We start from the raw sequence: 18,923 nt of genomic DNA on the forward strand, positions 1-18,923 counted from the left end.
CGGGTTCGCTAGGGTCGGGTCGTCAGCCAGTGTCGAGACCCGGGAGCAGCACGTGGCCATCGAAGAGGTCAAGGAGACCGACCCCACCATCGGTCGACTGGTCGCCGACGCCAGCCGTGACATCTCCACCCTGATCAGCAAGGAGATCGAGCTCGCGAAGTCCGAGCTCAAGGTGAGCGCCAAGTTCGGCGGGGTCGGGGTCGGGCTGTTCGCGGCCGCGGGCTTCATCGCCGTGCTCGCGATCATCATGTTCTCGGTGGCGCTGGCCTACTTCATCCACTGGAACGGCAGCGGTCTCTCGCTGCACTGGGCCTTCCTGATCGTCTTCGGCCTCTACCTGCTGCTCGCCGGCGGCCTCGTCTTCGCCGGCATCCGCAGCGTCAAGAAGGTCAAGGGCCCCGAGCGGGCCATCGCGCAGGGCAAGGAGATCCCCCGCGCGCTCAAGGGCCAGGCCTGATCCACGACCGGACCGCTCCTGTGGGCTGCGTCAGATTCGTCGTCCCACCTGCCGGGTTTGTCGGCTGGCCGACAGACCCGGGAGCTGGACGACAAACCTACGGCTGATTCACCCGGGTTCGTCGGCTGGCCGACAAACCTTGCCGGGCTGGACGACGAACCATCCGGCCGCCGCCCAGCGCGGGAGCCTCGCGTCAGGCGGGCGGCGTGGACGGGTCCTGGTCGCCGGTCTGGAAGACGTCGGGGATGCCGTCGAGGTCGGAGTCCCGCTCCTCCTCCTCGGTGATCCTGCGGTAGACCCGGTTGCGGGTGCGCAGGATCGCGCTGGCCAGCCCGGCGGCCAGGAGGGAGCCGACCAGGACGCCGACCTTGACGTGCTCGTCGCGCTCGGAGCTCGCCCCGAAGGCGAGCTCGCCGATCAGCAGCGAGACGGTGAAGCCGATGCCCGCGAGCATGGCCATGCCGATGACGTCGATCCAGGCGAGCTCGTCGTCGAGCTCGGCCTTGGTGAACTTCGACAGGAGCCAGGTCGACCCGGTGATGCCGACGGTCTTGCCGACCAGCAGGCCGGTGACGATGCCGAGGGCGACCGGGTCCTTGAGGGACTCCACGAGGCCGCTGAACCCGCCCACGGTCACGCCGGCGGCGAAGAACGCGAAGATCGGCACGGCGACGCCGGCGCTGATCGGGCGCACGAGGTGCTCGAGGTGCTCGGCCAGACCGGGGCCCTCGGCGTCGTCGCGGCGCAGCACCGGCACGGTGAAGCCCAGCAGCACGCCGGCGACGGTCGCGTGGACGCCGGACTCGTGGACGAGCACCCACGCGACGAGCGCGAGCGGCAACAGCAGGAAGCCCGAGCTGATCCGCTTCTGGACCAGCAGCGCGAAGATCGCGATCGGCACCAGACCGAGCGCGAGGAAGAGCAGGTCGAGCTCCTCGGTGTAGAAGACCGCGATGATGGTGATGGCCAGCAGATCGTCGACGACGGCCAGCGTGAGCAGGAACGTCCGCAGGCCCGAGGGCAGGTGGGTGCTGATCACGGCCAGGATCGCCACGGCGAAGGCGATGTCGGTGGCGGTGGGGATCGCCCACCCCGAGAGCCCGCCGTTGGAGCCGAGGTTCCACGCGACGTAGATCAGCGCCGGCGCGACCATGCCGCCGACGGCCGCGGCCATCGGCAGGGCCGCGCGGCGCGGGTCGCGCAGGTCGCCGGCGACGAACTCACGCTTGAGCTCGAGCCCAACGACGAAGAAGAAGATCGCCAGCAGGCCGTCCGCGGCCCACTTGCCCAGGCTCAGGTCCAGGTGCAGCGAGACGCCGAGCAGGGAGACCGGCTCGGAGATCGGCTTGAAGTCGCGGATCGACTCGTAGGTGCCGGAGAAGGCGGTGTTGGCCCAGATGATCGCGATGGCCGCGCCGACGATGAGCAGCAGGCCGCCGGTGGTCTCCGCGCGCAGGACCTCGGCGATGCGGCTGGACTCCAGGAACGAGCCTCGGCTGAAGAGCCGAGGCTTCGCGTCGGGGCCGTGGTCGCCCACCCCGGCGGGGTCGGGCTCGCGCGGGTCGGCCGGGGTTCCGGACGGGTCGGTAGGGCTCACTGGACTCCTTGGAGGGTCACGGGGTCGACGACGTACGTGCCGACCAGACTTCCCGGCTCACCAGCCTTCACCCTACCGAGGGAGGGGGTCACCCCGGCGGTCGAGGTACGCCGTCCGGCACACCTCGTCCGCCGGGGTGTCGAGGCTCGTCGCTGGCGCTCCTCGCACCTCGACCAGCGCAAGGCGCACCTCGACCAGCCGCTGTTCTCAGTCCTCGCCCTTGCCGGAGGTGAGGCCGGAGGAGATCAGGTCCATCACCGAGGAGTCGGCCAGCGTGGTGACGTCGCCGACCTCGCGGTTCTCGGCGACGTCGCGCAGCAGGCGACGCATGATCTTGCCCGAGCGGGTCTTGGGCAGCTCGGGGACGATCATGACCTGTCGCGGGGTGGCGATGGGGCCGATCTCCTTGCGGACGTGCTTGCGGAGCTCGGCCACGATGTCGTCGCCTCCGTCCCCGGCCTCGTCGCGCAGGATCACGAACGCGCAGACCGCCTGGCCGGTGTCCTCGTCCTTGGCGCCCACGACTGCGGCCTCGGCGACCTTGGGGTGGGAGACCAGCGCGGACTCGATCTCGGTGGTCGACAGGCGGTGGCCGGAGACGTTCATGACGTCGTCGACACGGCCCAGCACCCACAGGTCGCCGTCGGCGTCCTTCTTGGCGCCGTCGCCGGCGAAGTAGAAGCCGAGCTTCTCGAAGCGGGACCAGTAGGTCTCCTTGAACCGCTGGTCGTCGCCCCAGATGGTGCGCAGCATCGAGGGCCACGGCTCGGTGAGCACGAGGTAGCCGCCCGAGCCGTTGGGCACGGCGTTGCCCTCCTCGTCGACGACCTCGGCGGAGACCCCGGGGATGGGGTTCATCGCCGAGCCGGGCTTGCCGGCGGTCACGCCGGGCAGCGGGCTGATCATGATCGCACCGGTCTCGGTCTGCCACCAGGTGTCGACGACCGGGGTGCGGTCGCCACCGATGACGTGTCGGTACCAGACGTAGGCCTCGGGGTTGATGGGCTCACCGACCGAGCCGAGTATGCGCAGCGAGGAGAGGTCGCGGGCGTCGGGGATCTCGCGGCCCTGCTTCATGAACGAGCGGATCGCGGTGGGCGCGGTGTAGAAGAGCGTGACGCCGTACTGCTCGATGATGTCCCACCAGCGGCCGCGCTCGGGGGAGTCGGGGGTGCCCTCGTAGAGCACCTGCGTCACGCCGTTGGCCAGCGGGCCGTAGACGATGTAGGAGTGGCCGGTGACCCAGCCGATGTCGGCGGTGCACCAGTAGACGTCGTCGTCCTTGAGGTCGAAGACCGCCCAGTGGGTGTAGGACGCGCCGACGAGGTAGCCGCCGGTGGTGTGCAGGATGCCCTTGGGCTTGCCGGTGGTGCCGGAGGTGTACATGACGTAGAGCGGGTGCTCGGCGTCGAAGGCCTCGGGGGTGTGGGACGTCGAGGCGCCCTCGACGGCGTCGTGCCACCACACGTCCACGGAGTCGTCCCACGCGACGTCCTGGCCGGTACGGCGGACCACGAGCACCTTCTCCACGGTGTGGCCCAGGCCGGCGGCCTTCTCGCGCGCCTCGTCGACGGCCGGCTTGAGCGAGGACGCCGAGCCACGGCGGTAACCGCCGTCGGAGGTGACGACCACCTTGGCCTGGCAGTCCTCGAGGCGCGAGGCCAGCGCGTCGGAGGAGAACCCACCGAAGACCACGGTGTGCGGGGCACCGATGCGGGCGCAGGCCAGCATCGTGACCACGGCCTGGGGGATCATCGGCATGTAGATCGCGACCCGGTCGCCGGCGGCCACGCCCATGTCGGTCAGCGCGTTGGCGGCCTGGGAGACCAGGTCCTGCAGCTCGGCGTAGGTGATGGAGCGGGTGTCACCGACGGGCTCACCGACGAAGTGGATGGCGACCTTGTCGCCGCGGCCGGCCTCGACGTGGCGGTCCACGCAGTTGTAGGCGGCGTTGAGCCTGCCGCCGACGTACCACTTCGCGAACGGCGGGTCGGTCCAGTCGAGGACCTGGGTGAACGGCTCGGCCCAGGTCAGGCGCTGCGCCTGCTCGGCCCAGAAGCCCTCGCGGTCCTTGGCGGCGGCGTCGTAGGCGTCGGCGGTGAGGTTGGCGTGCTCCGTGAGGTCCGCGGGCGGCTCGAAGCGGCGGTCCTCCTTGAGCAGGTTCGCCAGGGTCTCGTCGTTCTTCTCGCTCACTGTGTCTCTCCTGCGCAGCGGGGTGGGTGGGACAGGGTCGTGGGGGAGGGTCATGGGGCAGGTTCGTGGGGAAGGTGGTGGCCTCCCTCACACTAGGCCGAGGGCTGCAGCCGGGCCACCAGGGTCGGGGCCTGCCGGTTGCGGCGGGGTTGCAGCCCGCCCACGAGGAACGGTCGCGAGCGCCGTACGACGCCCGCGACCGCCCCTGGGGAAGGGGCCGTGGCCCCGTGCTGCGGTGGTGTGGCCGCCGGGTCAGAGGTCCCCGGCCTGGTGCTGGGCCACGAGGGTGGTGCGCCCGGGGTACCGGATCTCCTCCACGAGGTCCTGCATCTGCTGGCTCGGCTTCTTCGTGAACTGCGAGACCGCGATGGTCACGGCGAAGTTGATCAGCATGCCGATCGTGCCGATGCCGGTCGGCGGGATCGAGAACAGGCCCTCCGAGCCGCCGTAGATCGGCAGCGTCCACAGCATGTAGGCGAAGGTCAGCGAGAGGCCGACGATCATGCCGGTGGCCGCACCGGCCGCCGTGGTCTTCTTCCAGAAGATGCCGAGCACCAGGATCGGGAAGAAGCTGGCTGCCGCCAGGCCGAAGGCGAGCGCCACGACCTGGGCCACGAAGCCCGGCGGGTTGATGCCGAGGTAGCCGGCGACGAGGATCGCGCAGGCCATGGCGATGCGGCCGACCATCAGTTGCTGGCTCTCCGAGGCCTGCGGGTTGATCTTCTTGTAGTAGACGTCGTTGGCGACCGAGGAGCTGATGACCAGCAGCAGGCCCGAGGCCGTCGACAGTGCGGCCGCCAGGGCGCCCGCGGCCACCAGGCCCACGATCGGGGCCGGCAGGCCGCCGATCTCGGGCGAGGCCAGCACGATGATGTCGTTGTTGATCATCACGTCGGTGTAGCCGAAGGAGCTCGAGCCGAGCTCGCTGACCGGGGCGCCCGAGGCGGTGGTGATCAGCCCGACGTCGGACCAGGTGTTGAACCAGCCGGGGGCGTCGGCGAGCGTCGTCCCGTTGAGGTCCTTCATGATCTGCAGCTTCGTGAACGCCGCGACCGACGGGGCGGTCGTGTAGAGCAGCGCGATGAAGAAGATCGCCCACAGCGCCGAGTAGCGGGCGGCGCGCACGCTCTTGGCGGTGTAGAAGCGCACGATCACGTGCGGGAGGCCGGCGGTGCCGAACATGAGAGCCGCGGTGATCAGCACCATGTTGGGCATCGAGATCTGCGTGAAGGCGCCGGAGTACTCCGCGAGGCCGAAGTCGGCCTGCAGCCCGTTGAGCTCCTCGAGGATCTTGCCGAAGCCGATCTGCGGCAGCGGGACGCCGGTGACCTTCGCGGACACGGCGACGGCCGGGATGAGGTAGGCCACGATCAGCACGGAGTACTGCGCGACCTGGGTCCAGGTGATGCCCTTCATGCCGCCGAGGACGGCGTAGAAGAACACGATGGCCATGCCGATGATGACGCCGGTGGTCGTGCCCACGTTGAGGAAGCGGGTGAAGACCAGGCCGACGCCGGCCATCTGGCCCGCGACGTAGACGAAGGAGACGACGATCGCGGCGAGCACGGCGACGAAGCGCGCGGTCTCGTTGTAGCGGTCGCCCACGAAGTCCGGGAGCGTGTACTTGCCGAACTTGCGCAGGTACGGCGCGAGCAGCAGGGCCAGCAGCACGTAGCCACCGGTCCAGCCCATGAGGAAGACGCCACCGGCGTAGCCGTTGTAGGCCAGGCCGACGATGCCGGCCAGGGAGATGAACGACGCAGCGCTCATCCAGTCGGCGGCGATGGCGGCGCCGTTGGCCGGGGCCGGGATGCCGCCGCCGGCGACGTAGAAGCCGGAGGTGTCGGAGACCCGGCTCGCGTAGGCGATGTAGATGTAGACGCTGAAGGTGATGATCGCGAAGATCAGCGTCCAGAGCTGGATGTCGCTCACGAGTGGTGCACCTCCTGCTCGTACTCGTCGACGCCGTACTCCGCGTCGAGCTTGTCCATCCGCCAGACGTAGACGGCGATCAGCACGACGAACGTGATGATCGAGCCCTGCTGGGAGAACCAGAAGCCGAGCGGGAAGCCGGCGATCACGATCTCGTTGAGCGGCTCGACGAACACGATGCCGGCGCCGAAGGACACCAACGCCCAGATCGTCAGCAGCACGGCCATCAGCCGCAGGTTGCTGCGCCAGTACGCCTGGCGCGATGCGTCATCCATCCTTGTCAACCTCCTCCGTCGGCCCCTGGCGGACCGGTGGTGACCGACGCCACACGGCGCCGCTCGTCGCATGACAGCGGGCGACGGTGGGTGTCGGCAACGGGTTGATGTGGCTCCGGTCACACCCTGCGACGAGCGGCGTCGCCGACGCGTCGAGCGGTACGCCGTCGGCGGCTCGAGCCGCTCGTCGGGCTGTGGCGCGGGGTCGGTCGACCGCTCGTCGCGCCGGACCGACCGTTCGTCGCGACCGGGTCGGCCGCCGGGCGCCGCGGCGACGCAGCCCACTGTCGTGAGCCCGGTCACAGTCCTACCGTCGGCCCATGGCCACGACTGCTCCCGCCACCGCACCCACCGGCACCGCGCGTCCCGTCCGCCGGGGCGCCCACCCGGCGAAGCGGCTGCTGCTCGGGGCGTCGGTGATGGTGATGTTCGGGTCGTTCCTGCCCTGGATCGACACCCCGATCGGCTCGATCAACGGCACCAGTGGTGCCGGTCTGTGGACGTTCTACGCCGCGATGCTCGGGTTCGCGGGCGTCATGGTCCCGCTGCGGCGACTGGCGATGGCCCAGGCCGCGGTGCTCTCGGTCGTCGCGATCGGGCTGGCGAGCTGGCAGGTCCTGCACCTGCTGGACCTGGTCGGCACGGCCGGCTGGCGCCCCGGGCCGGGGATCGTGCTGGTCATCGGCGGTGGCGTGGCGGCCGGCGCTGCGGCGTACCGGCTGCGCCGCGAGGCCTGAGGCTCCGCTCCACGCTCGACTGCGTCACAGTCCGCTCACGCACCCCTGCCGAGGTGAGATCGTGAGGCCTGTGAGGACGTGAGTCGGAGTTGACCGAGCAGAGACTGGCGGGCCACGGCCCGTGAAACCTCGGCTCCTCACAGTGGTGGTCGAAGGCGCCCGCCCGCGCCCCAGACGCCACCTGAGGAGCACTCGCCATGACCACTCTGCACGACGCACCCAGCGGTGCGACGGCGGCCGCAGCACCGCAGCGCCGCACCGGCCGCTGGATCGACGACTGGACCCCCGAGGACCCGACCTTCTGGGAGAACGGCGGCAGGCAGGTCGCCCGCCGCAACCTGCTCTGGTCGATCTTCGCCGAGCACCTCGGCTTCTCGGTCTGGCTGATCTGGTCGGTCTCGGCCGCCATGCTCGGCGCGCAGTTCGGCTACACCCCCCAGCAGCTGTTCTTCCTGGTCGCCGCCCCCAACCTGGTGGGCGCGCTGATCCGGGTGCCCTACACCTTCGCCGTCCCCAAGTTCGGCGGCCGCAACTGGACCGTCGTGAGCGCGCTGCTCCTGCTGGTCCCGACCTCGCTCTACGTCGTGGCGGTGCAGAACACCTCGACGCCCTACTGGGTGATGGTGCTCATCGCGGCCACCGCCGGTCTCGGTGGCGGCAACTTCGCCTCGTCGATGGCGAACATCAACGCCTTCTACCCCGCTGACAAGAAGGGCGCGGCGCTCGGGCTCAACGCCGCCGGCGGCAACGTCGGTGTCGCCGTGATCCAGTTCCTGCTGCCGGTCATCGTCGGCGCGGCCGGCATCTTCGGCCTGGTCAAGGCCTCCGAGGGTGGCATCCAGCTCGAGCGTGCCGGTTGGGTGTACGTCGGGCTGGCGCTGGTCGCCGCGGTCGCGGCGTACTTCTTCATGAACAACCTGGGCACCGCCACCGGCTCGACAAAGGAGACCGCCGCGGTCGTCAAGCGCAAGCAGACCTGGGTGATGAGCTTCCTCTACATCGGCACCTTCGGCTCCTTCATCGGCTACTCCGCCGCGATGCCGCTGCTGATCAAGATCAACTTCTCGCTCATCGACCCGGCCACCGGCGCGGTCGCCGGCGGCATCAACTTCGCGTTCTACGCCTTCCTCGGCGCGCTGGTCGGCTCCTTCACGCGGCCCTTCGGCGGCTGGCTGTCCGACCGTCTCGGCGGTGCCCGCGTCACCGTCGGCGCCTTCTCCGCGATGGTGCTGTTCACCGGCGGCGTGCTTTGGACGCTGACCCAGCTCACCCCGATCGCCGCTGCCGCCGACCCGGCCGCCGCGGCCGAGGCGAACAAGGAGTGGTTCCCGCTCTTCCTCGGCTTCTTCCTGCTGGTCTTCGCCGCTACCGGCATCGGCAACGGCTCGACCTACCGGATGATCCCGACCATCTGGCGCTTCGAGGCCACCGAGGGTCTGGCTCCCGAGCCGACCGCGCCGGCCTGGAAGGACGCGGTCCTCAAGGCCACCAAGGAGTCGTCGGCGGCGGTCGGCATCATCGGCGCCGTCGGTGCCATCGGCGGGTTCCTCATCCCGATGATGTTCGGTGCCCCCTGGATCGAGGACCCGCTGTCCTCGGTCAAGAACGCCTTCGCACTCTTCATCGGCTACTACGTCGTCTGCGCCCTGGTCACCTGGGCGGTCTACCTGCGACGCGGGTCGCGGTTGGCGGCGGCCGGCGCATGAGTCACGGCACAGCGCTCCCCCTCTCCCCGGTGTCTCCAGGCGCCGGGGAGGGGACCAGGACCCACTGCCCCTACTGCTCGTTGCAGTGCGGCATGACCCTCGTGGGTCGCCGGACGACGACGGTGCAGCCGTGGGCGGAGTTCCCGGTCAACGAAGGGGCGCTGTGCCGCAAGGGCTGGTCCGCGACCGGGCTCCTCGGGCACCGGGAGCGGCTGACCACCCCGCTGGTCCGCGACCGGGCCACGGGGGAGTGGTCGAGCGCCACCTGGGACGAGGCCCTCGACCTGGTCGCCAGCCGGATCCGTGAGGTCCAGGCCGAGCACGGCCCCGACGGCGTGGCCGTGTTCGGCGGCGGCGGCCTCACCAACGAGAAGGCCTACCAGCTCGGGAAGTTCGCCCGGGTCGCGCTCGGCACCAGCCAGATCGACTACAACGGCCGCTGGTGCATGAGCTCGGCCGCCTCCGCCTCCACCCGCGCGTTCGGGGTGGACCGGGGGCTGCCCTTCCCGCTGGCCGACGTCGAGCACGCCGACGTCGTCGTCCTCGTCGGCTCCAACCTCGCCGAGACGATGCCGCCGGCGGCCCGCCACCTCGACCGCGTCCGCGAGAACGGCGGGCAGGTCGTCGTGATCGACCCGCGCCGCACCGCGACCGCCGACCGCGCCGACGTCGTGCTCCAGCCGGTCCCCGGCACCGACCTCGCGCTCGCGCTCGGTGTGCTGCACCTGCTGGTCGCCGGCGGTCACGTCGACGACACCTACATCGCGGAGCGCACCACCGGGTGGGAGGCCGTCCGCGACGCCGTCGCCGCCTGGTGGCCCGAGCGGGTAGAGCGCGTCACCGGCGTCGCCGCCCCCGAGCTCCGCGCGCTCGCCGACCTGCTCGCCTCGCGCGAGCGGGTGATGGTGCTGACCGCCCGCGGCGCCGAGCAGCACGCCCAGGGCTCCGACACCGTGCTGGCCTGGATCGACGTGGCGCTGGCGCTGGGCATGCCCGGGAAGGAGTACGCCGGCTACGGCTGCCTCACCGGTCAGGGCAACGGCCAGGGCGGCCGCGAGCACGGTCAGAAGGCCGACCAGCTCCCGGGCTACCGGATGATCGACGACCCCGCCGCCCGCGCCCACGTCGCGGCCGTGTGGGGCGTGGAACCCGACTCGCTCCCGGGCAAGGGCCGTTCGGCGTACGAGCTGCTCGACGCGCTCGGCACCCCCGCCGGCCCGCGCGCGATGCTCGTGCACGGCTCCAACATCGTGGTCTCCGCCCCGCGGGCGACGCACGTGCAGGAGCGGCTGGAGTCGCTGGACCTGCTGGTCGTGTGCGACCTGGTGATGAGCGAGACCGCGGCCCTGGCCGACGTCGTGCTGCCGGTGACGCAGTGGGCCGAGGAGACCGGCACGATGACCAACCTCGAGGGGCGGGTGATCCTGCGCCAGCAGGCGCGGCCCGTGCCCGACGGGGTCCGCTCGGACCTCGACGTGGTCGCCGGGCTGGCGCAGCGGCTCGGCTCGCCGATCGAGTTCGCGACCGACCCCGAGGAGGTCTTCGCCGAGCTCGGTCGGGCCTCGGCGGGCGGGAAGGCGGACTACGCCGGCATCACCTACGACCGCATCCGCGACGAGCAGGGCGTCTTCTGGCCCTGTCCCGCGCCCGACCACCCGGGGACGCCGCGGCTCTTCGCCGACACCTTCGCCACCCCCGACGGCCGCGCCCGCTTCCACGCCGTCGAGCACCGCGGGCCCGCCGAGGTCGTCGACGGCGACTACCCGGTGCACCTGACGACCGGGCGGGTGCTCGCGCAGTACCAGTCCGGCGCGCAGACCCGGCGCATCGGCGATCTCCCCGACGACGGCGCCTTCGCCGAGATGCACCCGCTGCTGGCGAACCGGCTCGGCGTCGCCGACGGCATGCCGGTCACCGTCGCCACCCGTCGCGGGGAGATGCGCCTCCCGGCCCGCGTCACGACGACGATCCGACCCGACACCGTCTTCGTGCCCTTCCACTGGCTCGGGGTGAACCGGCTGGTCAACGACGCCCTCGACCCCGCCAGCCGGATGCCTGAGTTCAAGGTGTGCGCGGCGCGGGTGGTGGCGGCATGAGTGCGTCGGGCCCGGGGTCTCGCGACGGCGCTGGCGCGCCTCCTCGACCGCCGGTCCGGCGGCCCGGCGAGCGGCTGGTCGTCGTCGGGAACGGCATGGCCGCGACCCGCTTCGTGGAGGGGCTGGTCGCGGGCGGGTACGCCGGTCACGTGACAGTGCTCGGGGACGAGCCCGTGCCGGCGTACAACCGGATCCTGCTCTCGGCGGTCCTGGAGGGGACCCATGCGCCGGACGCGCTGACGCTGCGCTCGCCGGGGTGGTACGCCGAGCACGGCATCGACCTGCGGACCGGCACCCGGGTCCTCGCGGTCGACCGTGAGCACGGCGACGTGATGCTCGTGGACGGCACGCTGGTGCCCTTCGACCGGCTGGTCCTAGCCACCGGCGGGCCTGCTGGGGGTCCAGGTCGCGCGGGCGCTGTCGCTGCGCGGGGTGGCGACCGAGGTCGTGGAGGGCGGCGAGCACGTGCTGCACCGGCAGGTGTCGACGCCGGCCGGGAAGATCCTCGCCCGCAGCCTGACCCGGCTCGGCACCACCGTCTACACCGGCGCCCGCGCGGTGCGGCTCCACGAGCAGGGCGACTCCGTCGGGCTGCAGCTCGACACCGGGTTCGTGCTCGACGCCGACCTGGTGGTGCTGACCGCCGGCGGGCGGCCGAGCACCGCGCTGGCTCGCGGCGCCGGGCTCGAGGTGCGGCGCGGCATCGTGGTCGACGACCACCTGGCCTCGCCGACCGACCCACGCATCCACGCCCTCGGCGACTGCGCCGAGCACCGGGGCGTCACCACCGGGTTCGTGCCGCCCGCGTGGGAGCAGGCGCAGCTGCTGGCCGCGCGGCTGTGCGGTGCCGACGTCGTGCACGAGGGGTCCCGCTCGGTCGCCCGGCTGCGCGCGACCGACCTGGACGTGGCCGTGCTCGGCGACCCGGTCGGCGAGGAGGGCGAGGTCGTCGAGGTCTCCAACCCCGTGGCGGGCAAGCACTCCCGGCTCGTCGTCCGCGACGGGGTGATCGTGGCCGCCGCGCTGGTCGGCGACCTGTCCCGGGTCGGCCTGATCACCCAGCACTACGACCGCGGCACCGTCCTCGGCGTGCGCGAGCCCGGCGACCTGCTGCTGCCGGACCCGGTCGACGCCCCCACCGTGCTGCCCGACGAGGCCGAGGTGTGCGCGTGCGCGGGGGTGTCCGCCGGGGAGATCCGGGCGTGCGGGTCGCTCGAGGAGCTGCGCGAGACCACCCGAGCCACCACCGGTTGCGGCGGCTGCGAGCAGACCTGCCGCGACCTCCTGGGCGCCACGCCCCGACTGGAGGGCGTGCGATGAACCAGGTTCACGCGTGGCCCTCCAGTCGCCTACCGGCCGCCCCTGCTCCGTCGGCCCGACTGTGGGCCTGTGAGGTCGGTGAGGCTGTGAGCCAGGTGTCACACGAGTCGTCACGAGCCGTGACGGTCGGGCAACGGCGGGGACGGAGCCTGGTGTCATGAGCCCCACGCACCGTCAACGGATCGTCGTCATCGGCCACGGGATGGTCGGTCACCGGTTCGTGCAGGCCGCCATCGAGCGCGGACTCACCGAGACCCACGACGTGGTCGTCCTCGGCGAGGAGCCGCGACCGGCGTACGACCGGGTCGCGCTGACCTCCTACTTCGCCGCCGACAGCGCCGAGGAGCTCTCGCTCCTGCCGGGCGGTGAGTACGACGACCCGCGGGTGTCCCTGCGGCTCGCGACCGTCGTGTCGGCGATCGACCCCGCCGCGCGCACCGTGCGGCTGGCCGACGGCGAGGTGCTGGCCTACGACCAGCTCGTGCTCGCCACCGGCGCGGCCCCGTTCGTCCCGCCCGTGCCGGGCAAGGACCTCGACGGCTGCTTCGTCTATCGCACCATCGAGGACCTCGACGCGATCCGGGCGGCCTCGGGGCAGGCGACCGCCGGCGTCGTGATCGGCGGCGGGTTGCTCGGCCTCGAGGCCGCCAACGCGCTGGTGCAGCTCGGCCTGGAGACCCACGTCGTGGAGATGGCGCCGCGGCTGATGCCGGTCCAGCTCGACGACGCCGGTGGCGCCACGCTGGTGCGCCACATCGAGAAGCTCGGCGTCACCGTGCACACCGGAGTCGCCACCGAGGCGATCACGGGTGAGGTCTCCGTCGACGGCCTGCAGTTCAAGGACGGCGCGAAGGTCGACGCCCAGGTCGTCGTCTTCTCCGCCGGCATCCGCCCCCGTGACGCGCTGGCCCGCGAGGCCGGTCTCGAGGTCGCCGAGCGCGGCGGGGTGCTGGTCGACGAGCAGTGCCGTACCTCCGACCCGCGCATCCACGCGATCGGCGAGTGCGCCGCCCCCGGGGGCCGGATGTACGGCCTGGTCGCCCCCGGCTACGACATGGCCGAGGTCGCGGTCGACGCGCTGCTCGACGGCCCCGGCACGTTCACCGGCGCCGACATGTCCACCAAGCTCAAGCTGCTCGGGGTCGACGTCGCCTCCTTCGGCGACGCGTTCGCGACGACCGAGGGCAGCCTCGAGCTCGTCTACTCCGACGCGGTCGCGGGGGTCTACAAGAAGCTCGTCGTCACCGAGGACGGCACCCGCCTGCTCGGCGGCATCCTGGTGGGCGACGCGGCGGCGTACGGCATCCTGCGGCCGATGGTGGCCAGCGGCATCCCGCTGCCGGAGAACCCCGAGGAGCTCATCCTCCCGGCCTCCCGCGGCGGCGGCGCGACCGGCGTCGCGGCGCTGCCCGACGAGGCGCAGGTCTGCTCGTGCAACAACGTCAGCAAGGGTGACATCCTCGACGCCGTCGAGACCCACGACTGCGAGGACGTCGCGGCCGTCAAGAAGTGCACCACCGCCGGCACCACCTGCGGCTCGTGCGTCGGCACGGTCAAGGCGATCATCGAGGACCACTTCGCCAAGTCCGGGAAGGAGATCAGCCGGGCGCTGTGCGAGCACTTCGCCCTGTCGCGCTCCGAGCTCTTCGAGGTCGTCGCGATCCACGGCTACCGCACCTTCGACCAGATCGTCGAGGCCCACGGCACCGGCCGAGGCTGCGACATCTGCAAGCCCGCCGTCGCCAGCATCCTGGCCAGCCAGCTCAACGGGCACGTGCTGTCGAAGGACAACCGCACGCTCCAGGACACCAACGACGCGTTCCTGGCCAACATCCAGCGCAACGGCACCTACTCCGTCGTGCCCCGCATCCCCGGCGGCGAGATCACCCCGGAGAAGCTGATCGTCATCGGTGAGGTCGCCCGCGACTACGGGCTCTACACGAAGATCACCGGCGGCCAGCGCATCGACCTCTTCGGCGCCCGGATGGAGCAGCTCCCGGAGATCTGGAAGCGCCTGGTCGACGCCGGCTTCGAGTCCGGCCACGCCTACGGCAAGTCGCTGCGCACGGTGAAGTCGTGCGTGGGGTCGACGTGGTGCAGGTACGGCGTGCAGGACTCGGTCGGCATGGCGATCGCCCTGGAGCTGCGCTACCGGGGCCTGAGGTCGCCGCACAAGCTCAAGGGCGGCGTCTCCGGGTGCGCCCGCGAGTGCGCCGAGGCCCGCTCGAAGGACTTCGGGATCATCGCCACCGACAAGGGCTGGAACCTGTACGTCGGCGGCAACGGCGGCGCGACGCCGGTGCATGCGAGGCTGCTCGCCGGCGACCTCGACGACGAGACGCTGGTGCGCTACCTCGACCGCTACCTCATGTACTACATCCGCACCGCCGACCGGCTCCAGCGCACCGCCCCCTGGGTCGACTCCCTGGACGGCGGGCTCGACCGGCTGAAGGCGGTCGTCGTCGACGACGTGCTCGGTCTCGGCTCGGAGCTCGAGGCCTCGATGGAGCGGCACGTGGCGACGTACTTCGACGAGTGGAGGGCGACGATCGAGGACCCGGAGAAGCTGGCCCGCTTCGTGTCGTTCGTCAACGCACCCGGGGTGCCGGACCCGCACATCTCCTTCGAGACCGAGCGGGAGCAGATCAAGCCGGCCGACCCGGTGCCGCTGGGGGCGACGATCCCGGTGGGCGCCCCGTCGGTGGCCCCGGTGGCCCCGGTGGTGACCCCGTGACCGCCGTGGCCGAGCCGACCACCTGGGTCAGCGTGTGCGCGTTGAGTGCGATCGCCCGCGAGTCGGGGGTGGCGGCGCTCGTGCACGGCGAGGCGGTGGCGGTCTTCCGCGACCACCTCGACGAGGTGCACGCGCTGTCCAACGTGGACCCGGTGAGCCTGGCCTCGGTGCTGTCGCGGGGCATCGTGGGGACCCGTGGCGGCGTACCCTTCGTGGCATCGCCGATGCACAAGCAGCCCTACCGGCTCAGCGACGGCGTGTGCCTCGACGACGAGGCGGTGCGGGTGCCGACCTACGCCGTGCGCGTCGTCGACGGCACGGTCCAGGTCGGCCCCCGCCGCTCCTGACCGTGCAGCTGGAGAGCCCCGAGGAGGGTGTCGTGACCGGACCGCTCACCGGCTTCCACGTCGCGGTGACGGCCGCGCGGAAGGCCGACGAGCAGATCGCGCTGCTCGAGCGGCGTGGCGCCACGGTCGAGCACGCCCCGGCGCTGACCCTCGACCCGCACCGCGTGGACGAGGCGCGGCTGCGGGAGGCGACCGAGCGGGTCATCGCCGACCCGCCCGACATGTTCCTCGCGACGACCGGCATCGGGATGAAGGCGTGGGTCGCCGCGGCCGAGGGCTGGGGCCTGCGTGACCAGCTCGTCGCCGCGCTGTCGTCGGCCGAGATCCTCGCCCGCGGCCCCAAGTCGGTCGGGGCGCTGCGCCGCGCCGGTCTGCGTGAGCTGTGGGCGCCGGAGTCCGAGCTCTTCGAGGACGTGCTCGACCACCTGCGCGGCCGCGACCTCACCGGTCGGCGCATCGTCGTGCAGGAGCACGGCCAGTCGCTGTCGATGGTGGCCCACGCGCTGCGCCGGCAGGGGGCCGAGGTCGAGAACGTCACCGTCTACCGCGTGATCTCCGCCGAGGACCCGGCGCCGATGTTCGCGATGGTCGAGCGGATCGCCGACGGCGAGGTCGACGCGGTCACCTTCACCTCCGCCCCGGCGGTCGCGACGATGATGGACTGCGCGGCCTCCGTCGGCCGTCGCGACGACCTGATCTCGGCCTTCCAGGCCGACGTCGTGGCCGTGTGCGTCGGGCCGGTCACCGCGACCGCCTTCGAGATGTGGGGCGTGCCGTCGATCTACCCACCCGACCGGTCGCGGCTGGCTGCCATGGTGAAGCTCATGGAGACGGAGCTGCCGTCGCGCCGCTCCGGGCTCAGCGTGGACCTGGTCGGGGGCCGTCAGCTGCTGCTGCACGGTGAGCAGGTGCTGCTCGACGGCGTCGAGGTGAAGCTGTCGCCCGCCCCGCTGTCGGTGCTGCACGCCCTGGTCGCCAACCCCGGCAACGTCATCCCGCGCCCCGCGCTGCTGGCGATGCTGCCCTCGGGCACCGCCGCCTCCGAGCACGCCGTCGAGATGGCCGTCGCCCGGCTGCGCGCGACGCTCGGCACCCGCTCGGTGCAGACGGTCGTGAAGCGGGGCTATCGGTTGGCGGTGGAGCGATGAGCGACCTCTCCCTCCCGTCGCTGGTGACCGTCGCCCACGGCACCCGCCGCGCCGGTGGCAACGAGATCGCTCGGCAGATCACCCGCGGCGCCGGTGTCGCGCTCGGGGTCGAGGCGACGGCGGCGTACGTCGAGCTGAGCGAGCCGTTGCTCGCCGACGTCGTCGCGGGGTTGGACTCGCCGGCCGTCGTGGTGCCGCTGCTGCTGTCGACGGGCTTCCACGTGCGCACCGACCTGCCCCGCGCCTGCGCGGGTGGGCCCGTGGTGCTGGGCCGTCCCCTCGGGCCCGACCCGCTGCTGGCCGCCGCCCAGGTGGCCCGACTGGTGGCCGCGGGGATCGAGCCGGGTCGTCCCCTGGTGCTCGTCGCCGCCGGCTCGACCGACCCCGTCGCCTGGCGGGACCTGCGCGCGGCCTCCCACCTGCTGGCCGACACGTGGGGAACCAAGGTCCGCACGGCCACGCTGGGCGGGCTCGGCCCGCGCCCGGAGACGGTGCTGACCCCGGACGACGCGGTGTCGCCGTACCTCCTCTCGCCGGGGCTCTTCTCGCGGCGGCTCGCCGAGCAGTGCGAGGCGCTCTCGGTGCCCTGCGCCGACGTCATCGGTCCCCACCCGCTGATCGTGGACCTGGTCGTCGAGCGCTATCGCGACCTCGCCGCCGGGGTCCGCGCGACCGCCTGAGGGGCGCGGGACGTCATACGTCCTGAAGCAGCGGACGTCCCGTCCGTATGACGTCCCAGAGGGGTCAGCGGACGCGGAAGACGAACGAGCGGACGCGGCTCTCGCCGACCCAGCTGACAGCGGTGATCCGCGCGACGTGACGACCGGGCTCGAGGCGGGGCAGTCGCAGCGAGGTCCAGGGCTTGCTCGGCACGTGACCGGTGATCCTGTGCATGCCGACGCCCGGGACCCGGATGCGGAACTGGTAGACCCACGACCCCCGGGACCGCGGGAACGACCACTGCAGGAGCGTGGAGCGGCCCCGCTGCGTGGCTCGGACGTTCGTGACGCGCGTGGGTACCTTCGCCCCGATCACCGAGCGGGTCACCGCGCGCTCGTTGCCCTCGAGGTCGCGGGCGTGGAAGGTCACCTCGTGCACGCCGGGTGGCACCTCGATGCCCGCGTAGTGGTCGGCTGGTACGGAGGCGTCGTTGAACGGGAGCCAGACCTCGCCGTACGGCGTGAAACCGCTGCCGTCGTCGTAGACGTGCTCGTACACCAGGTCGCCGTCCAGGCTCGCGCCCGCGACCGCCAGGCCCTCGGGATCGTCGAAGAAGCTGACGACCGTCGCGAACTGCCGCTGGGAGCATGCCTCGCCCACCGGCTGGTTCGGGCACGGGTCGAGGTTGACGTGCGGCAGCACGACCTCCGGCGCAGGCTCGGTCGTCTCGTCGGCCAACGCCGCGGCCGGCGTTGCCAGCGAGAGCGTGAGGACGAGGGCGCCGAGCTTCCCGAGCATGCTCGAAGGTTAAGGCACTGCGGGACGTCATACGTCCCGAAGCAGCGGACGTCCCGTCCGTATGACGTCTCGGAGGGGTCAGCGGACGCGGAAGACGAACGAGCGGGCCTCGCCCTTGCCCACGCCATTGACGGCCTGGATGCGCACGACGTGGCGTCCACGGTCGAGCTGCAGCAGCAGGAACCGCTTCTGGCGTCCGGGAGAGAGGGTGATGTCCCCGCCCTGCAGCTTCCTGCGCTTCTCGCCCTTGACGCGCACGACGTAGTGCCGGATGCCGGAGCCGCGGCCGTGGGTGACCCAGCTCAGCTGGGTGCGTCCGTCACGTTCGGTGGCGGAGAACTTCCTCGGGCGGCTCGGAACCTCGGGTCCGTGAACCGTGCGCGTGAACGTCGCCTCGTTGCCCGCCACGTCGCGGGCGAAGAACGTCAGCTCGTGGAGACCGGGGGCGAGCCAGATCTCGTTGACGTAGTCGTAGTCGCTCACCACGTCGCTGTAGGGGTGGCCCCAGAGGCCGTACGGCGTGAAGCCCGATCCGTCGTCGTAGACGTGCTCGGACAGCACCTCCTCGCGAGTGCGCACCCCGGCAACCGCGAGCCCCTCAGCGGGGTCGACCGTCATCTGCCACACCGCCGCGACCTCCCGGCGAGTGCATGCCTCGCCCATGGGCTGGTCGGGGCAGGGGTCCAGGGGGACCACCGGCTCGGTGGTGTCGGGCGTGTCCGCCTTGCCCTCCGCGGGCTCGTCGGCGACCGCCGCGACGGGCGTTGCCAGCGAGACCATGAGGGCGAGGGCGCCGATCTTCCCGAGCATGCTCGAAGGTTAAGGGGCTCTTCGCAGATGAGGGTGTAGCGGACGACGCGGCTGGGGTCGGCGCGTCGGTACCGGGATAGAGGTCGAGGTCTTCCGAAGATGGCGGTTCCTAC

General features: G+C 71.7%; 15 protein-coding genes and 1 pseudogene. 10 read left to right on the top strand and 6 right to left on the bottom strand.

All coding sequences use genetic code 11. The features are described 5' to 3' along the window. Positions 1 to 52 precede the first annotated feature (52 nt). Complete coding sequence (locus tag A6R01_RS15710; RefSeq protein ID WP_179529617.1) at positions 53 to 457, top strand: phage holin family protein; 405 nt, start codon at positions 53 to 55, stop codon at positions 455 to 457. A 193-nt stretch (positions 458 to 650) separates the two neighbouring features. Here A6R01_RS15710 and nhaA read toward each other — a convergent pair whose 3' ends face one another. The 4 genes from nhaA to A6R01_RS15730 form a co-directional block, all read right to left on the bottom strand. After that, complete coding sequence (nhaA, locus tag A6R01_RS15715; RefSeq protein WP_366925120.1) at positions 651 to 2,054, bottom strand: Na+/H+ antiporter NhaA; 1,404 nt, start codon at positions 2,052 to 2,054, stop codon at positions 651 to 653. A 207-nt stretch (positions 2,055 to 2,261) separates the two neighbouring features. Next, entirely contained in the window at positions 2,262 to 4,301 is a 2,040-nt protein-coding gene (gene acs, locus A6R01_RS15720; RefSeq protein WP_292607816.1) for an acetate--CoA ligase, read from the bottom strand. A gap of 198 nt (positions 4,302 to 4,499) precedes the next feature. Then, positions 4,500 to 6,179 (bottom strand): sodium:solute symporter family protein, encoded by a 1,680-nt coding sequence (locus A6R01_RS15725; protein WP_292607819.1) that lies wholly within the window; start codon positions 6,177 to 6,179, stop codon positions 4,500 to 4,502. Next, positions 6,176 to 6,454, bottom strand: a complete 279-nt coding sequence (locus A6R01_RS15730; protein ID WP_292607821.1) for a DUF4212 domain-containing protein — start codon at positions 6,452 to 6,454, stop codon at positions 6,176 to 6,178. Before A6R01_RS15730 ends, A6R01_RS15725 begins: the two co-directional genes overlap by 4 nt. Before the next feature lie 320 nt (positions 6,455 to 6,774). On the opposite strand from A6R01_RS15730, the gene A6R01_RS15735 reads away from it, so the two are divergent. From A6R01_RS15735 to A6R01_RS15775, 9 genes and pseudogenes are all read left to right on the top strand, one after another. Further along, positions 6,775 to 7,191: a hypothetical protein gene (locus tag A6R01_RS15735; protein WP_292607824.1), complete on the top strand. Its 417-nt coding sequence runs from the start codon at positions 6,775 to 6,777 to the stop codon at positions 7,189 to 7,191. Positions 7,192 to 7,388: 197 nt separating this feature from the next. Next, positions 7,389 to 8,897, top strand: coding sequence for a nitrate/nitrite transporter (locus tag A6R01_RS15740; RefSeq protein ID WP_292607827.1), 1,509 nt, complete (start codon positions 7,389 to 7,391; stop codon positions 8,895 to 8,897). Further along, positions 8,894 to 10,993: a molybdopterin oxidoreductase family protein gene (locus tag A6R01_RS15745; RefSeq protein ID WP_292607829.1), complete on the top strand. Its 2,100-nt coding sequence runs from the start codon at positions 8,894 to 8,896 to the stop codon at positions 10,991 to 10,993. Before A6R01_RS15740 ends, A6R01_RS15745 begins: the two co-directional genes overlap by 4 nt. Positions 10,994 to 11,088: 95 nt before the next feature. After that, positions 11,089 to 11,719 (top strand): annotated as a pseudogene (locus A6R01_RS15750) (FAD-dependent oxidoreductase); the annotation flags it as partial. A gap of 453 nt (positions 11,720 to 12,172) precedes the next feature. Beyond that, the gene (locus A6R01_RS15755) at positions 12,173 to 12,313 is read left to right on the top strand and encodes a (2Fe-2S)-binding protein (RefSeq protein WP_292607849.1); all 141 of its coding nucleotides are present in this window, start codon (positions 12,173 to 12,175) and stop codon (positions 12,311 to 12,313) included. 157 nt (positions 12,314 to 12,470) lie between these two features. Further along, positions 12,471 to 15,047, top strand: coding sequence for a nitrite reductase large subunit NirB (gene nirB, locus A6R01_RS15760; RefSeq protein ID WP_292607832.1), 2,577 nt, complete (start codon positions 12,471 to 12,473; stop codon positions 15,045 to 15,047). Beyond that, positions 15,044 to 15,394, top strand: coding sequence for a nitrite reductase small subunit NirD (nirD, locus tag A6R01_RS15765; protein WP_366925121.1), 351 nt, complete (start codon positions 15,044 to 15,046; stop codon positions 15,392 to 15,394). The genes nirB and nirD overlap by 4 nt, the downstream gene beginning before the upstream one ends. Positions 15,395 to 15,426: 32 nt before the next feature. Next, entirely contained in the window at positions 15,427 to 16,542 is a 1,116-nt protein-coding gene (locus A6R01_RS15770) for a uroporphyrinogen-III synthase (protein WP_292607834.1), read from the top strand. Next, complete coding sequence (locus A6R01_RS15775) at positions 16,539 to 17,222, top strand: sirohydrochlorin chelatase (RefSeq protein ID WP_292607836.1); 684 nt, start codon at positions 16,539 to 16,541, stop codon at positions 17,220 to 17,222. Before A6R01_RS15770 ends, A6R01_RS15775 begins: the two co-directional genes overlap by 4 nt. A gap of 64 nt (positions 17,223 to 17,286) precedes the next feature. On the opposite strand, the gene A6R01_RS15780 is transcribed toward A6R01_RS15775, so the two are convergent. Both A6R01_RS15780 and A6R01_RS15785 read right to left on the bottom strand, forming a co-directional pair. After that, entirely contained in the window at positions 17,287 to 18,000 is a 714-nt protein-coding gene (locus A6R01_RS15780) for a hypothetical protein (RefSeq protein ID WP_292607840.1), read from the bottom strand. Positions 18,001 to 18,078: 78 nt separating this feature from the next. Continuing rightward, the gene (locus A6R01_RS15785) at positions 18,079 to 18,810 is read right to left on the bottom strand and encodes a fibronectin type III domain-containing protein (protein ID WP_292607843.1); all 732 of its coding nucleotides are present in this window, start codon (positions 18,808 to 18,810) and stop codon (positions 18,079 to 18,081) included. Positions 18,811 to 18,923: the final 113 nt, after the last annotated feature.

This window comes from Nocardioides sp. REDSEA-S30_B4 (assembly GCF_001627265.1).
Lineage (GTDB): Bacteria > Actinomycetota > Actinomycetes > Propionibacteriales > Nocardioidaceae > Nocardioides.

What these genes read in the sequence shown, in the direction of transcription:
- acs (WP_292607816.1), bottom strand. Translation starts at nt 4,301, where the DNA reads ATGACCCTCCCCCACGACCCTGTCCCACCCACCCCGCTGCGCAGGAGA.
- A6R01_RS15730 (WP_292607821.1), bottom strand. Translation starts at nt 6,454, where the DNA reads ATGGATGACGCATCGCGCCAGGCGTACTGGCGCAGCAACCTGCGGCTG.
- A6R01_RS15735 (WP_292607824.1), top strand. Translation starts at nt 6,775, where the DNA reads ATGGCCACGACTGCTCCCGCCACCGCACCCACCGGCACCGCGCGTCCC.
- A6R01_RS15740 (WP_292607827.1), top strand. Translation starts at nt 7,389, where the DNA reads ATGACCACTCTGCACGACGCACCCAGCGGTGCGACGGCGGCCGCAGCA.
- A6R01_RS15745 (WP_292607829.1), top strand. Translation starts at nt 8,894, where the DNA reads ATGAGTCACGGCACAGCGCTCCCCCTCTCCCCGGTGTCTCCAGGCGCC.
- nirB (WP_292607832.1), top strand. Translation starts at nt 12,471, where the DNA reads ATGAGCCCCACGCACCGTCAACGGATCGTCGTCATCGGCCACGGGATG.
- A6R01_RS15775 (WP_292607836.1), top strand. Translation starts at nt 16,539, where the DNA reads ATGAGCGACCTCTCCCTCCCGTCGCTGGTGACCGTCGCCCACGGCACC.
- A6R01_RS15780 (WP_292607840.1), bottom strand. Translation starts at nt 18,000, where the DNA reads ATGCTCGGGAAGCTCGGCGCCCTCGTCCTCACGCTCTCGCTGGCAACG.
- A6R01_RS15785 (WP_292607843.1), bottom strand. Translation starts at nt 18,810, where the DNA reads ATGCTCGGGAAGATCGGCGCCCTCGCCCTCATGGTCTCGCTGGCAACG.